This is a genomic window from Saccharothrix stipae, assembly GCF_054781895.1.
On record NZ_BAAGTN010000017.1, the window covers coordinates 714,419 to 729,087 of the forward strand.

At 71.2% G+C, this 14,669-nt stretch carries 14 protein-coding genes; 12 read left to right on the top strand and 2 right to left on the bottom strand.

The annotated features are described in order from the left end of the window. Window positions 1–3: 3 nt before the first annotated feature. The 7 genes from ACYVLT_RS31480 (at window position 4) to ACYVLT_RS31510 (ending at window position 6,781) form a co-directional block, all read left to right on the top strand. Entirely contained in the window at window positions 4–879 is an 876-nt protein-coding gene (locus ACYVLT_RS31480; protein WP_461123776.1) for a LytR/AlgR family response regulator transcription factor, read from the top strand. Continuing rightward, window positions 876–1,316 (top strand): hypothetical protein, encoded by a 441-nt coding sequence (locus ACYVLT_RS31485; RefSeq protein WP_360448387.1) that lies wholly within the window; start codon window positions 876–878, stop codon window positions 1,314–1,316. Before ACYVLT_RS31480 ends, ACYVLT_RS31485 begins: the two co-directional genes overlap by 4 nt. Before the next feature lie 35 nt (window positions 1,317–1,351). After that, on the top strand, window positions 1,352–3,103 hold the full coding sequence (locus tag ACYVLT_RS31490; RefSeq protein ID WP_461124164.1) for a sodium/solute symporter: 1,752 nt from the start codon (window positions 1,352–1,354) through the stop codon (window positions 3,101–3,103). Between the two features lie 374 nt (window positions 3,104–3,477). Beyond that, entirely contained in the window at window positions 3,478–3,831 is a 354-nt protein-coding gene (locus ACYVLT_RS31495; RefSeq protein ID WP_461123777.1) for a DUF485 domain-containing protein, read from the top strand. Further along, window positions 3,828–5,414, top strand: a complete 1,587-nt coding sequence (locus ACYVLT_RS31500; protein ID WP_461123778.1) for a solute symporter family protein — start codon at window positions 3,828–3,830, stop codon at window positions 5,412–5,414. Before ACYVLT_RS31495 ends, ACYVLT_RS31500 begins: the two co-directional genes overlap by 4 nt. 124 nt (window positions 5,415–5,538) lie before the next feature. Next, the gene (locus ACYVLT_RS31505) at window positions 5,539–5,877 is read left to right on the top strand and encodes a rhodanese-like domain-containing protein (protein WP_461123779.1); all 339 of its coding nucleotides are present in this window, start codon (window positions 5,539–5,541) and stop codon (window positions 5,875–5,877) included. A gap of 1 nt (window position 5,878) precedes the next feature. After that, window positions 5,879–6,781: a DUF4328 domain-containing protein gene (locus ACYVLT_RS31510; protein ID WP_461123780.1), complete on the top strand. Its 903-nt coding sequence runs from the start codon at window positions 5,879–5,881 to the stop codon at window positions 6,779–6,781. 539 nt (window positions 6,782–7,320) lie between these two features. Here the strand turns inward: ACYVLT_RS31510 and ACYVLT_RS31515 are convergent. Then, window positions 7,321–8,091, bottom strand: a complete 771-nt coding sequence (locus ACYVLT_RS31515) for an SDR family oxidoreductase (protein ID WP_461123781.1) — start codon at window positions 8,089–8,091, stop codon at window positions 7,321–7,323. Window positions 8,092–8,156: 65 nt separating this feature from the next. Here ACYVLT_RS31515 and sigJ point away from each other — a divergent pair, with 65 nt between their 5' ends. The 5 genes from sigJ to ACYVLT_RS31540 all read left to right on the top strand — a co-directional run bounded on the left by sigJ (window position 8,157) and on the right by ACYVLT_RS31540 (window position 13,364). Further along, entirely contained in the window at window positions 8,157–9,071 is a 915-nt protein-coding gene (sigJ, locus tag ACYVLT_RS31520; RefSeq protein ID WP_461123782.1) for an RNA polymerase sigma factor SigJ, read from the top strand. Window positions 9,072–9,321: 250 nt separating this feature from the next. Next, complete coding sequence (locus ACYVLT_RS31525) at window positions 9,322–10,149, top strand: helix-turn-helix domain-containing protein (protein ID WP_461123783.1); 828 nt, start codon at window positions 9,322–9,324, stop codon at window positions 10,147–10,149. Between the two features lie 14 nt (window positions 10,150–10,163). After that, window positions 10,164–10,358, top strand: a complete 195-nt coding sequence (locus ACYVLT_RS31530; protein WP_461123784.1) for a DUF397 domain-containing protein — start codon at window positions 10,164–10,166, stop codon at window positions 10,356–10,358. A 24-nt stretch (window positions 10,359–10,382) separates the two neighbouring features. Beyond that, the gene (locus tag ACYVLT_RS31535) at window positions 10,383–11,399 is read left to right on the top strand and encodes a glycerophosphodiester phosphodiesterase (protein WP_461123785.1); all 1,017 of its coding nucleotides are present in this window, start codon (window positions 10,383–10,385) and stop codon (window positions 11,397–11,399) included. 51 nt (window positions 11,400–11,450) lie between these two features. Beyond that, window positions 11,451–13,364, top strand: a complete 1,914-nt coding sequence (locus tag ACYVLT_RS31540; RefSeq protein WP_461123786.1) for a tetratricopeptide repeat protein — start codon at window positions 11,451–11,453, stop codon at window positions 13,362–13,364. Here ACYVLT_RS31540 and ACYVLT_RS31545 read toward each other — a convergent pair. Next, complete coding sequence (locus ACYVLT_RS31545; RefSeq protein WP_461123787.1) at window positions 13,345–14,583, bottom strand: cytochrome P450; 1,239 nt, start codon at window positions 14,581–14,583, stop codon at window positions 13,345–13,347. The genes ACYVLT_RS31540 and ACYVLT_RS31545 overlap by 20 nt on opposite strands. Window positions 14,584–14,669 lie beyond the last annotated feature (86 nt).

Genomic DNA, 14,669 nt, shown 5'->3' on the forward strand with positions numbered 1-14,669 from the left:
AAGATGCGCGGCACAGTGAGCACCCCAGTGAAGCCAACCACAGTGAACACTCGCGCGGACAGCACCGGCCTCCTCGTCCTGGCGGTGGACGACGAGGCACCCGGTCTGAGCGAGATCAAGTACCTGCTCGAGAGCAGCCCGCACATCCGACGCGTGCTCACGGCCTTCGACGCGGCCGAGGCACTGCGCATCCTCCGGGGTGACTACGACGTCGAGGTGATGGACCGCACGAAGGCGGGGCTGCCGCCGGTCGACGCCGTGTTCGCCGACATCAACATGCCCGGCCTGAGCGGCACGGACCTGGCGCGGGTGCTCGGCGCGTTCCGCGCGCCCCCGGCGTTGGTGTTCGTCACCGGGGTCGAGCACTCGGAGGCGGTGGTGGCGTTCGAGGTGGGCGCGCTGGACTTCGTGACCAAGCCGATCAACTCCGACCGGATCAACAAGGCGATCTCGCGGGTCGTCGAACGGGTCGCCTCGACACCGGCGGTCACGCCCGAGCCCAGCGCGGCGGAACCGCAGGACGACGAGGTGATCCCGGTCGAGCTGGGTGGCACGATCAAGCTCGTGCCCCGGGCCACCGTCCGCTACGTCGAAGCGCAGGGCGACTACGCGCGCCTGCACACCAACGACGGCGCGAGCCACCTGGTGCGCATCCCGTTGGCGCAGCTGGAGGAGCGCTGGGAGAACGCCGGGTTCGTGCGCATCCACCGCTCCTTCCTGGTGGCGCTGCCGCTGGTGACCGAGCTGCGGATGACGTCGAACGGGTACGCGGTGGTGATCGGTTCGGGTGACGGCGCGAAGGAGCTGCCGGTCAGCCGGCGGCACACGCGTGAGCTGAAGGAGCGGATCGTGCGTCCCCCCAAGAGCAGTTGGGGATGACCAAGCACTCCGGCCCCCCAGGCCAACCGGACCAGCCGCAGCCGGCCGAACGCGATGCCTGGCTGTCGGTCTCGGCGCGCAAGAACCGCCGCCGGCGGGTGGTGCTGGCGGACCCGCGCGGGCGCGGGCGGGTGCTGCGCACGATCATCGAGCTGGAGGAGCAGACCAGCGTCGGCGAGAAGCTGATCCGCGACCTCATCCGGACCCAGCTGCGCACCGGGCTGGTGCTGGGCGGCGGCACGTTGCTGCTGCTGGCGCTGCTGCCGCTGGTGTTCTACCTGCTGCCGTGGTTGGCGGAGGTGCAGCTGGTGGGCGTGCGGCTGCCGTGGCTGCTGCTGGGCCTGCTGCCGTTCCCGCTCTGCTACGGCGTGGGCTACGCCTACCGAAGACTCGCCGAGAGGCATGAGCACGACTTCGTGAGCTCGGTGGACCGGTGATCGACAACCCCTGGAGCCTCGTGCTCGTCGGCGTGATGGCGGCGCTGACGTTCCTGTTGGGCTACGTGGGTTCCCGCCGGGCCAACACGACACCCGACTTCCTGGTTGCCCGCCGCGCCATCCCGGCCACCCGCAACGCCGCCGCCATCTCCGGCGAGTACCTGTCCGCCGCGTCGTTCCTGGGCGTGGCGGGGCTCGTGCTCAAGGACGGCATCGACGCGCTGTGGTACCCGATCGGCTTCACCGCGGGGTACCTGGCGATGATGCTGTTCGTGGCGGCCCCGCTGCGGCGGTCCGGCGCGTACACGTTGCCGGACTTCGCCGAGGCGCGGCTGGGCCCGTCGAACCTGCGGAAGTTCTGCACGTTCTTCGTGATCTGCATCGGCGTGCTGTACCTGGTGCCGCAGTTGCAGTCGGCCGGGTTGACGCTGAACACGATCACCGGCCTGCCCGCGTGGCTGGGCGGCGCGGTGGTGACGGTGATCGTGGTGGTGAACGTCCTGGGCGGCGGGATGCGCGCGATCACGCTGGTGCAGGCGTTCCAGTACTGGGGCAAGCTGTTCGCGATCGCCGCGCCGACGTTCGTGCTGTTCGCGGTGTTCCTGACCGGGCCGGGCAACGGGGCGCAGCCGGTGGACGACTCGGGCGTGCTGCGGTTCCCGGAGAACGTCGAGGTGACCACGGTCGACCCGGTGCGGGTGCGCGTCGACGTGCCGATCGACCTGTCCGCGACCGGGCAGGTGAACGGGGGGCCCGCGGACGGCCCGGTGTACTGGACGCCCGGCCTGCACGAGGTGGGCGCGGACACCGAGCTGCGGTTCACCGCGGGGTCGCCGGTGCCGGTGGTCGAGGGTTCGCCGACGTCCAACCACGACTGGCTGCGGCCCCAGACCGAGGGCCTGTCGGGGCTGTTCGAGACCTACTCGCTGATCTTCGCGACGTTCCTGGGCACGATGGGGCTGCCGCACGTGCTGGTGCGGTTCTACACCAACCCGGACGGGCGGGCGGCGCGGCGCACGGCCCTGCACGTGCTGTACCTGCTGGGGTTGTTCTACCTCTTCCCGACCGTGCTGGGGGTGATCTCGCGCCAGTACCTGCCGCAGTTGCTGGTGACGGGCAAGACGGACGCGGCGGTCCTGCTGCTGCCGACCACCATGCAGCCGAACGTGCTGGGCCAGGTGTTGGGCGCGATCGTGGCGGCGGGCGCGTTCGCGGCGTTCCTGTCCACGTCGTCGGGGCTGCTGGTGTCGGTGGCCGGGGTGGTGTCGACCGACATCCTGCCGGGCAAGGTGCGCGACTTCCGGTGGGCGACGGTGCTGACCGGCGCGGTGGCGATCGGGTTGGCGCTGCTGCTGCCGCGGGCGGACGCGTCGTTGACGGTGGCGATGTCGTTCGCATTGGCCGCGTCGACGTTCTGCCCGTTGTTGTTGTTGGGCATCTGGTGGCGCGGGCTGACGTGGGTCGGCGCGATGGCCGGGCTGGTCGTGGGCGGCGGGCTGGTGATCGGCGCGCAGGTGGTGACGGTGGTGAGCTCGTACACCGGGCGGTGGGCGCCGTCGGTGTTCTCCCAGCCGGCGCTGGTGACGGTGCCGGTGGCGTTCCTGACCATGGTGATGATCAGCAAGCTGACCTCGCGCCGCAGACCCGACGACGTGAACCAGATCCTGCTGCGGCTGCACGCGCCGGACCCGCTGGGGTTCATGCGCGACCGGGACGTGCAGCGGTTCGGCACGGCCGAGGAGAAGGCGCGGGTGGCGGACCGCAAGTACCGCGAGGGCGGACTGTGAAATGGCTCACGCCGATGTTTGGGCACCGGTAGGCGGGCTACGCCCTCTCTCGAGGCCCGTCTCCGCGCATCACCCCGGTGATGACCTGCGCGGTACCCGTTCAGCCGTGCGTGTCGGTTGCCGAGAGTGGAGATAGGTCTCGATCGGGTGAAGATAACGACACCGATCTGGTTACCGGTGATTTCGATCACCCGAGTGGCACTTCGTCTCAGCAGTACTACCGCTCATCGCATCACTCGACAGTTGAGCGCACGGTCACACGAAAGGTCTTTCAGGCGTGAGCCAGGTCTCCCTACGGTGCACGGCGTATCAGGAACGCACCAGGAGGACTTACGTGCCGTTCACACCGTCGTCAAGTACGCGAGGAGGGGACTGTGAGCACGTCTGAGCAGCACACCCCAGCCGACGCCCAGGGCAATCACAACTGGGTGGATGTGCAGAACAGCCCCGACTTCCGCGAGCTTCGCAAGCGGCTGCGCAACTTCGTCTTCCCCATGGCCGGTCTGTTCCTGGCCTGGTACCTGCTGTACGTCCTGCTCGCCGACTACGCCCACGGGTTCATGTCGACGAAGCTCTTCGGCAGCAACATCAACGTGGGCCTGATCCTCGGCCTGCTCCAGTTCGTGTCGACGTTCGCCATCACCACGCTGTACGTGCGGCACGCGAACAAGAACCTCGACCCCAAGGCGGAGAAGCTCCGCAACGAGCTCGAAGGGGGTCAAGCGTGAACGGCAGCGCCCTGCTCAACATCGCCATCTTCGGCGTCTTCGTCGCGGCAACCCTGGTCGTCGTCATCCGGGCCAGCCGCAACACCAAGACGGCCGCCGACTACCTGGCCGCCGGTCGCGCGTTCACCGGCCCGCAGAACGGCGTCGCCATCGCGGGCGACTACCTGTCGGCCGCGTCGTTCCTCGGCATCGCGGGCGCCATCGCGCTCAACGGCTACGACGGCTTCCTGTACTCCATCGGCTTCCTCGTCGCGTGGCTCGTCGCGCTGCTGCTGGTCGCCGAGCTGCTGCGCAACACCGGCAAGTACACGATGGGCGACGTGCTGAGCTTCCGCATGAAGCAGCGCCCGGTGCGCGCGGCGGCGGCCACGTCGACCATGGCGGTGTCGTTCTTCTACCTGCTGGCCCAGATGGCGGGCGCGGGCGGCCTGGTCGCCCTGCTGCTCGGCATCACCGGCAAGTTCGGCCAGGCCATCGTGATCGCGGTGGTCGGCGCCCTGATGATCGCCTACGTGCTCATCGGCGGCATGAAGGGCACCACCTGGGTGCAGATCATCAAGGCCGTGCTGCTGATCATCGGCGCCGGCGTGATGACGGTGTGGGTGCTGGCCAAGTTCGGCCTGAACCTGTCCGGCCTGCTCGGTGCGGCCGTCGAGAACGCGCCGAAGGCGGGCGAGAAGCTGCTCGGTCCCGGCCTGCAGTACGGCGCGACCGGCACTTCGAAGCTGGACTTCCTGTCGCTGGCGCTCGCGCTGGTGCTCGGCACGGCCGGCCTGCCGCACATCCTGATGCGCTTCTACACCGTGCCGACCGCCAAGGAGGCCCGCCGCTCGGTGGTCTGGGCGATCTGGCTGATCGGCCTGTTCTACCTGTTCACCCTGGTCCTGGGCTACGGCGCGGCGGCCCTGGTGGGTCCGGACAAGATCCGGGCGGCACCGGGTGGGGCGAACTCGGCGGCTCCGCTGCTCGCCGAGGCGCTCGGCGGCCCGCTGCTGCTGGGCCTGATCGCGGCGGTCGCGTTCGCCACGATCCTCGCCGTGGTGGCCGGTTTGACGATCACCGCGTCGGCGTCGTTCGCGCACGACATCTACGCCAACATCATCAAGAAGGGTGAGGCGGAGGACAAGGACGCCGAGGTGAAGGTCGCGCGGCGCACCGCCATCGTGATCGGCATCGTGTCGATCCTCGGCGGCATCGCGGCCAACGGCCAGAACATCGCGTTCCTGGTGGCGCTGGCGTTCGCGGTGGCGGCTTCGGCGAACCTGCCGACGATCCTCTACTCGCTGTTCTGGAAGCGGTTCAACACCTCCGGCGCGCTGTGGAGCATCTACGGCGGTCTCGCGGTGACGATCACGCTGATCGTGCTTTCGCCGGCGGTGTCGGGCAAGGCGACGTCGATGTTCAAGAACGTCGACTTCGCGTTGTTCCCGCTGTCCAACCCCGGCATCGTGTCGATCCCGGTGGCGTTCCTGCTGGGTTACCTCGGCACCGTGTTGTCGAAGGAAGACAACAAGGAGAAGTACGCGGAGATGGAGGTGCGGGCGCTCACGGGCGTCGGCGCCGAGAAGGCGACCGCGCACTAGTCCGTCGCGGTCGGTCCTGCGAACACCACGCCGGCCGTCACCCCATCGAGGGCAGTTGTCCTCCCGGGTGGCGGCCGGCGTGCGCCTTATCCCCGGTTTATGACCCCCATGGCAGCATGGACCCGTGACCGTTCCCAGCGTTGAGGTGTCCGAGGTGCCGGCGGAACTGCCGGAGGGCAAGGTGCTGCTCGACGTCCGCGAGGCGGACGAGTGGGCGGCGGGTCATGCCCCGGGCGCTGTGCACATCCCGATGAGCGAGCTGGCGGGTCGGCTCGACGACCTGCCCGGCGACTCCGAGTTCTACGTCGTGTGCCGGGCCGGCGGCCGGTCCGCGCGGGTCACGCAGTACCTGAACGCCAACGGCTGGGACGCGACCAACGTCGACGGCGGCATGCAGGTGTGGGCCGCGGCCGGTCGTCCGCTGGTCGGTGAGGTCGACGGCGCGGAGCCCGAGGTCATCTGACATGGCACTGCGACCGCTGCGGGTGGACTGGGTGGCGAACCCGCCACCCGGCGCCTACCCGCACCGTCGCCGGGGTGCGCCGCGGGCCTACACGGGACCGCCGTCGTACCCGGTGCCACCGCGCTGGGGCTTCCCGCTGCTGGCGTGGCGCTGGCCCACGTCCGTGGCCACCGACGACCACCGGCCCGCCGACACGGTCGACCAGGCGCAGCGGGCGGCGCGGACCGCGTCCCACGCCCTGGGGCTGGCCGCGTTGACGGCGGTGTGGGCGGCGGGCAGTGAGACGTGGCGTTACGTGTTGCTGCTGCTCAGCCGGTACGGCGCGATGTCGGGGACCACGGTCGGCGTGTCGGACGCGATGGTCGTGGCGTCGTCGGTGGTGATGCTGGTGGCCTCCGCGGTCGCCGTGGTGTTCACCCTGCTGTGGCTGCGCCGGGCCAGGAACGCGGCCGCGCGCGATGCGGGCTACGGCCCGTCGAGGTCGGACAACGAGGTGGTGATCGGCCTCGTCGTGCCCGGCGTGAACCTGGTCGTGCCCGGCTCGGTCCTGGCCGAGCTGGAGCACGCGGCCCTCCGCCAACCCGCCACCAGCCGCCCGAACCCCTCCACCCTGATCCGGTGGTGGTGGGGCCTGTGGGCGTGCACGTGCCTGTTCACCGCGTTCACCCTGGCCTGGGGCTTCCGCTCCAGCACCCAGGCCCTGGCGGACGGCGTCCTGCTCCACGCCATCACCGACCTCCTGGCCGCCGCCGTGGCGACCGTGACGGCGCTCGTGGTCCGCCACATCACCGTCCTCCTGCTGCCGGTGGACGCAGCCACCATCCGCCGGATGCGGGTGGTGGACGTCAAGGACGCCCCGACCCCCACCCTGCGCCCGACCCGCGCCTCAGGCTCCCCCCGCTGACCCCGGCTCCACCCTGCTTCGCCCACCGACCTGCCCGCCCGCGCTGACCTGGCTGCCCTCCCGCGCCTGCCTGCGCCGACCCGCTGCCTGTGCTGGCCTGCCTGCGCCCACCCGCCCACTCGCGCGCGCCTGCGCCTGCCCGCCTGGGCCTGCCCGCCCGCGCGCCTGCCTGCGCCGACCCCTCTACCTGCGCTGCCGCTGACCTGCGCCTGCCGGCTGCGCCCGCGCCTGCCCAGCTGCCCGCGCCCGCCTGCCCGCCTGCGCGCGCCTGCCCGCGCCGACCCGCCCGCGCCTGCCGGCTTGCGCCGACCCCTCTGCCTGCACTGCCGCTGACCTGCGCCTGCCTGCGCCGCCGTGTCCGCTCCCCGCAGGGTCTGCCGTCCGCCGCCGCGCCTCGGCCCGAGGAGTCGCTCGGCTGTGTCGGCCCTCCCCGAGTCGCAGCCCGGTCCCACTCCGCCGATCCCGCCCACCGGTCCCGCCTCGCCAAGCTCGCCCTGCCATGGCTGCCCGTGACTGCCGCGTGCTGGTCGTGCGGGTCGTCACCGGTCGGTCAGCACTCGCTCGGCGAGGAAGTCCTCCCAGGTCCGACGGCCGAGTGCGGCACCCTCGCGTGACAGGTTCTCGCCCGCGCGGTAGGCCCGTCCCGCCTGACCAGGCATCCGCACGGGCAGCGTGACCCGGCGCTTGCCCCGAGCCCCCAAGTACCCGCGCACCAACTCGCCCATCCCGTACACCTCCGGGCCGGCCAGGTCCGGCACGCGGCCCGCCGGCGAGCCGACCACCAGCTCCACCAAGCGCTCGGCCACGTCACGCGCGTCGACCGGCTCGAAGCGCAACCCACCGGGGATCGGCACGACCGGCAGCTTCGCCATCTTCGCCACCACCGCCAGCGCCAAGTCGTGGAACTGGGCCGCGCGCAGCGTCGTCCACGGCAGGCCCGACTCGGCCACTGCCCGTTCCGCCCCGAGCTTCGCCCTGAACCACCCCAGCGGGACGCGGTCGGCGCCGATTGCCGAGATGTAGACAATATTCCGTACACCGTCGACCTTCGCCGCCGCGCGCACCAGTCGAGCGGTCGCCTCCGCGTCACCCTTCGGGCCGCCGGCCAGGTGGAGCACGACCTCCGCACCGTCCACCGCGGCCTCGACGCCCTCACCGGTGAGCAGATCGCCGGTCACGTGCTCGACCCCGTCCCCCGGCCCGCCGCCGCGGCGGCTGAGCACCCGGATCGTGAAACCGGCGTCCGACAGCAGCGGCAGCACGAGGCGGCCCAGGGTGCCGGTACCGCCGGTGACCAGGATGGATGTCATCGTTCCTCCGAACGTGTCGTGTGGGTCTACCGCTACGACCCGCGGCGGAGAAGGGATGTGACACGGTGGCCGACCGCGATCTGCCGACCGAGCGCTTCGAGGAGCACCGGCCCCGCCTGCGCGCGGTGGCCTACCGGATGCTCGGCTCGGTGACCGAGGCCGACGACGCCGTGCAGGACACCTGGCTCCGGTTCCACCGCGCCGACACCGACGAGGTCGAGAACCCGGCCGCGTGGCTGACCACCGTCGTCGCCCGCGTCTGCCTGAACGTCCTGCGCTCACGCGAGCACCGGCGCGAGGAGCCGTTCGACGTCCACGTGCCCGACCCGGTCGTCGGCTACGACGACGGCACCGACCCCGAGCACGAAGCGGTGCTCGCCGACTCGGTCGGTCTCGCGCTGATGGTCGTCCTCGACACCCTGACGCCCGCCGAACGCCTCGCCTTCGTGCTGCACGACCTGTTCGCCGTCCCGTTCGACGAGATCGCCGCGTTGATCGACAAGTCCACCGCCGCGACCAGGCAACTCGCCAGCCGTGCCCGTCGCCGCGTACGAGGTCAGGCGCCGACCCCGGACCCCGACCCGACCCTCCAGCGCGACGTCGTCAACGCGTTCTTCGCCGCCGCCCGCGACGGTGACCTGGACGCCCTGGTCGCCGTCCTCGACCCGGACGTCGTGCTCCGCTCGGACGCGGGCGCGGGTTCACGCTTCACCGCCACCTTCACCGGCGCGCGCACGGTGGCCGGCCAGGCGGTCACCTTCGGCCGACTGTCCCCGTTCGCCCGCCCGGCCCTGGTCAACGGCGCGGCCGGGGTCGTCGTCGTGGCCAACGGACGGCCGCTGTCGGTCATGGCGTTCACCGTCACGGGCGGGCGGATCGTCGCCATCGACGTCCTGGCCGATCCCGAACGCCTCCAGCAAGTCCTCGTACTCCCAGACCAGCGCGAGGGGGACGCGCCGGCCGTACCGGTCGAGGGCTGATTCGGCGGACGCGTGCCGGCCGATGAACGTGCGGCCGGTGTCGGGATCGCGCCGGTAGACGATCGCGTCCGTCGTCTCGTCCTCGACGATCTCCATGCCCCACGCGAAGATCCGGTTGCGGTCGGCCGCGTCCACCAGGCTGAAAAGGTTCGCTTCCACAGCGCCGACTGTGCGGCCGGGAGATCCGCCCGATGCGGTGAAGCGCGCCGGGAATCCCGCATCCGCGCATCCCGCCGGATCATGCTGCCCTGTGCCCACCCCGCCACCGTTCCGCCGCCGTCGGCTGGGTCGCAAGCTCGCCCGGATGCGGACCCAGGCCAAGATGACCCTCGACGAGGCAGCAAGGGCCCTCTACCGCACCAAGTCCACCCTCCACAGACTGGAGAAGGGCGAGACCATCCTCGACGTCCACCTCGCCAAGTCGATGATGGACCTCTACGACCAGTACGACCCAGACCTCCTCGACCAGGCACTACGCGCCCGCGAGCCCGGCTGGTGGACCACCTACGGCATCGAGAACCAGGGCTACATCGACGTCGAGACCGAAGCCACCGATGTGCGCGACCTGTCGCCGTTGATCGTTCCGGGCCTGCTCCAGACTGCCGGCTACATGCGCGCGATGTTCGAGGCGCACCGGCTGAAGCGCACCAAGCGGTGGCTGGAGAACGACATTCGTGTGCGCCAGATCCGGCAGCGGCGACTGACCGACCCGGACGACCCGTTGCGCCTGCACGCGATCATCGAGGAGGCCGCGCTCCGCAAAGTGGTCGGCAGCCGTGAGGTCATGCGGGAGCAGTTGGTGCACCTGCTCGACATGGCGCGGCGGCCCAACGTGACGATCCAGGTGGTGTCGAACGGTCAAGGCGTGGTCGACGGCATGACGACGGCGTTCACCCTGCTGGGCTTCTCCGGGCCGGACGAACCGGAGGTCCTGTACATCGAGTACCTGACCGGAGCGCTGCACATCGAGCAGGAGAGGGAACTGCGGGAGGCTAGACTGACGTTCGGTTTCGTGGCCTCCCGGGCGTTGAGCCCGGAGGATTCAATGGCCTTGATCGAACGGGTTCTGGCCGAGTGAAGGAGGCGGTGACCGTGTCCACAGTGGACCTCTCCGGTGTGACGTGGCGCAAGAGCAGCCGGAGCAACGGCGCGAGCAACGCCAACTGCGTGGAGGTGGCGTGCGCGGGACCGGTGGTGGCCGTTCGGGACTCGAAGAACCCTGACGCCGCAACGCTCGCGTTCCCCGCTGTTCAGTGGTCGTTCTTCCGCCGGCACTTGGGCTCCTGACCGACCGCGTGCCACCGTGGCCTCATGCGGGCACTTGCGGCGGCACTGGTCCTGACCCTGCTGACGTCCGGCGTGGCGGGCGCGGGCGGTGGTAGGAAGTTCGACCTCCAGGCGCACCGGGGCGGCATCGGGCTGACGGTCGAGAGCACGTTGGCGGCGTTCGGCAAGGCGTTGGAACTGGGCGTCACGACCCTCGAACTGGACGTCCAGATCACCAAGGACGGCCGCGAAGTCGTCACCCACGACCGCAGGACGAACCCGGCGAAGTGCGTCGACACCGCCCCCGCCGTCCCCGGCGACCCGGCCTTCCCGTACGCGGGCAAGTACGTGAAGGACCTGACGTTCGCGCAGGTCCGCACCCTGGACTGCGGTTCGCGGCGCTGGTCGCAGTACCCGGACCAGGAGCTGTCGCCGGGCGCGCGGATGCCGACGCTGGCCGAGGTCTTCGCACTGGCCCGCCGCTACCGCGCGTTCGGCGTCAAGTTCAACATCGAGACCAAGGTCGAGGCCGCCGCACCGCACGAGACCGCGCCGCGCGAGCAGTTCGTGGAGGTCACCGCCCGCGAGATCCGCAAGTCCGGCTTCCACCGCAACGTCACCATCCAGTCGTTCGACTGGGGCACGCTGATGCTGTGGCGCAAGGCCGAGCCGCGCCTCCCGCTGGTCGCCCTGACCCAGCCCGAGTTCCTGCGCCCCGGCTCGCCGTGGACGGGTGGCCTCGACCTGGCCGACTTCGGCGGCAGCGTGGTCAAGGCGGTGAAGAGCTTCGGCGCGTCCGCCCTCTCGCCGGTCCACGGCAACCCGCAGAACGGCAAGGTCGGCGACCCGAACTACGTCCCGTTCACGACGAAAGCCCTGGTGGACGAGGCGCACGCGCACGGCCTGAAGGTCGTCCCGTGGACGGTCAACGACCCGGCCACCATGCACAAGCTGATCGACGACGGCGTGGACGGCATCATCACCGACTACCCGGACCGGCTGCGCACGGTGATGGCCGAACGCGGGTTCAAGCTGCCGAAGAAGTACAAGATCAAGCGCTAGCGGGGTCGCGCCGTCCACCGTACGGCGCGTCGCCGGTGCCATCATCACCGAATGGCTTTGCGCCCACGTGGTCAGCGCCTGACGCTCGTCGTCCTGGCGGCACTCGCCGTCGTGGGCGCGGTGCTGGCCGTGGTCCTCAAGCTCACCACGGCCGCGTGGCTGGCGGGTGTCGCGGCGCTGGTGGCGGGCGCGGGGGCGTGGTGGACGCGCCAGCGCGACCAGCGGGCCGCCGACCGGGGTGTGGTGCGGCGGGCGTTGACCGGTGAGCTGCTGGTCGCGGACGCCGACCTGCGCGTGCTGCGGGCGCACCCGGCGGTGGTGGACGTGCCGTACCTGCCCCGCCCGGCCAAGGAGGCCGAGGTCGCCGGGCACCTGCGGGAAGGCAGGCCGGTGGTGCTGGTCGGGCCGTCGATGGTCGGCAAGACGCGACTGGCCGCGCAGGTGGTGAAGGACCTCCACCCCGACCGACCGATCCTCATCCCGGACAGCGCCACCGCGCTGGTGGAGCTGGACAAGGCGAACATCGCGCCGACCGACCACGTGGTCTGGCTGGACGACCTCGACCGGTTCCTCACCGCGGGCCTCACCCCCGGTCTCATCCGGCGCCTGGCCGCCGCCAACACCGTGATCGCCACCCTGCGCGCCAAGGAGTGGGACCGCCTCCAGCCGACGGACCGCATCCGACCACCGGAGTGGGACGTCCTCCAGGTCTTCCAGCGCGTCACGCTCGACCGCGACCGGGACCGCCCCGACGAGGACGCGCTGGCCGAGGCCGTCCCCGACCCCACCGACCGCGACCGCATCGAGCGGATCGGCATCGGCGAGTACGTGGGCGCCGCCCACCACATCCGAGAACGCATCGAGCTGGGCCGTGACGCCAGCCCGGTCGGGTTCGCCCTGGTCATGGGCGCGGTCGACTGGCACCGCACCGGCCTCACCCGCCCCGTGCCCGCGGACGTGCTCACGAGGCTCGCCGCGCTGCACCTCGACGCCCGCCTGCGCGCGAGACTCGCGGACGAGGAGGCCGAGGCCCTGGCGTGGGCCACCCGCGAGATCAACCCGAGGGTGTCGCTGCTGGAACCGGCCGACGGCGGCTACACCGTCTACGACTACGCGTTGGACCAGCTCGCGGACCGCGAGATCCCACCGGACGCGTGGCAGGTCGCGATCGCCGAAGCCGACACCGAGGAGCTGGTGAGCATCGGCTACCACTCCTACGTCGTGCACCGCCTGAGCACCATCGGCGAACAGGCGTGGCGGCGGGCGGCGGACGCGGGTTCGCTGCCCGGGATGACGAACCTCGGCAGCCTGCGCTTCGTCCTCGGTGACCTGGACGACGCGGAATCGTGGTCGGGACGGGCCGCGGCGGCCGGCGACCCGACCGCCATGATCACGTTGGCGGCGGTGGCCGAGCGACGCGGCGACCTCCCGACGGCGGACTCCTGGCTCCGGTCGGCCGCCGAGGCGGGCAGCGGCGAGGCGATGCTCAAACTCGGCCTGTTCCTGCTGCGGACCTCCGACCTGGAGTCGGCGCTGGAGTGGGTCCGCCGGGCGGCGGAAGCCGGCGACATCCGGGGGATGCGGGCGTGGGCCGCCTTCCTCCAGAGCAACGACGAGCCCGTCGAGGCCGAGCAGTGGATCCGCCGAGCCGTCGACACCGGGGACGCGGCGGCGATGAACCAGCTCGGGCTCTTCCTCACCGAGCACCCCGGTGACGAAGAGCCGGTCGTCTGGTTCTACCTGGCGGCCGAGGCCGGGTCGATCGACGGCATGGCGAACTTCGCCGCCCTCGTCGCCGACGAGCGGCCCGACGTCGCCGAGCAGCACTACCGCCGCGCCGCTGCGGCCGGGCACAGGACGGCGATGTACGAGCTGGGGGTGCTGCTCTACCGGCGGGGCGACCACGGGGAAGCGGACGTGTGGCTGAGGCGGTGGCGGGACGCGCCTAGGGACGACGAGCCGTGAGCGGCAGGTCGTGGAGGCCTCGGATGACGAACTCGGCGCGGCGGCGGGGGTCGGCGGCCAGTTCGGCGTTCGGCAGCTTGCGGGCCAGGGAGGACAGGGCGGCCTGGACCTCGATGCGGGCCAGCGGCGCGCCCAGGCAGTAGTGGATGCCCATGCCGAACCCGAGGTGCGGGTTGGGGTTGCGGCCGATGTCGAAGGTGTCCGGGTCGGTGAAGACCTCGGGGTCACGGGCCGCCGCACCCAGCAGCGCGGCGATCTTCCGACCCGGCTCGACCCGGTAGCCGGCGATGGTGACGGGCTCGGTGGCGGTGCGTTCGAACAGCTGCAACGGCGAGTCGTAGCGGATCAGCTCCTCCACCGCGGTCGGCAGCAGAGCGTGGTCGGCCACCAGCCGGCGCCACTCGTCCGGGTGTTTCATCAGTGCTTGGACGCCGTTGCCGATGACGTTGACGGTGGCCTCGTGGCCCGCCATGAGCAGCAGCACGGCGGTCGCCACCAGCTCGTCCTCGGTCAGCTTCGCCCCGTCGGTGTCGGTCACCGCCACCAGGTCGGACACCAGGTCGTCACCGGGCGACCGCCGCCGCAGCGCGATCAGCTCCCGCAGGTACGCGACGAACTCGGTGGCCGCGTCCTCGGCCGCCGCGCGCTTGTCCTCGGCCAGGTCGAACTCGTACATCTTCACGATCGCGTTCGACCACGGCTGGAGCAGCGCGCGGTCCGACGCCGGCACGCCCAGCAGCTCGGCGATCACCTCGACCGGCAGCGGCGCGGCCAGGTGGGCCAGCAGGTCGGCCTGCCCCTCGGACCGGATCTCGGCCACCAGCCCGTCCACCAGCCGGTCGGCGAGGTCGGCGATCCACGGCCGCAACCGCTCCACGTGACCGCGGCCGAACGCGGCGGCCACCAGCCTGCGCAGCCGGCCGTGCGTGGGCGGCTCGTTCTCCAGCAGGGAGTTGCGGTGCAGCAGGTTGAACGACTCGAACCGCTCGACCGGCTTGGCGTCGGTCCAGATCCGACCCAGCGACCGGTGCCTGAGCACGGCGGACGACGCCGCGTGCGACACCGCCACCGCGACGCCCAACCCCTCGTGCCAGTGCACGCCGCCCTCCGCGCGCATCGCGGCGAACGCGGGGTACGGGTCGGCGATGAAAGCCGGGTCGTGCTGGTCGAAGGACGCCACGGTGACGGACGGTAGGTCTTGAGCGGGGCTCGCGTCCATCCGAGTGTGGTTGCGGTGTCAAACATTCAGGGAGCTGTGACGTCAGGTAGTCGGGTTGACCCGGTCCGTGTCCCACCAGGAGCATC

Bases quoted from the DNA above. Each gene is read 5' to 3' on its own strand.
- ACYVLT_RS31515 (WP_461123781.1), bottom strand. From the start codon at position 8,091: ATGACATCCATCCTGGTCACCGGCGGTACCGGCACCCTGGGCCGCCTC.
- ACYVLT_RS31490 (WP_461124164.1), top strand. From the start codon at position 1,352: ATGGCGGCGCTGACGTTCCTGTTGGGCTACGTGGGTTCCCGCCGGGCC.
- ACYVLT_RS31510 (WP_461123780.1), top strand. From the start codon at position 5,879: ATGGCACTGCGACCGCTGCGGGTGGACTGGGTGGCGAACCCGCCACCC.
- ACYVLT_RS31485 (WP_360448387.1), top strand. From the start codon at position 876: ATGACCAAGCACTCCGGCCCCCCAGGCCAACCGGACCAGCCGCAGCCG.
- ACYVLT_RS31540 (WP_461123786.1), top strand. From the start codon at position 11,451: ATGGCTTTGCGCCCACGTGGTCAGCGCCTGACGCTCGTCGTCCTGGCG.
- ACYVLT_RS31535 (WP_461123785.1), top strand. From the start codon at position 10,383: ATGCGGGCACTTGCGGCGGCACTGGTCCTGACCCTGCTGACGTCCGGC.
- ACYVLT_RS31545 (WP_461123787.1), bottom strand. From the start codon at position 14,583: ATGGACGCGAGCCCCGCTCAAGACCTACCGTCCGTCACCGTGGCGTCC.
- ACYVLT_RS31480 (WP_461123776.1), top strand. From the start codon at position 4: ATGCGCGGCACAGTGAGCACCCCAGTGAAGCCAACCACAGTGAACACT.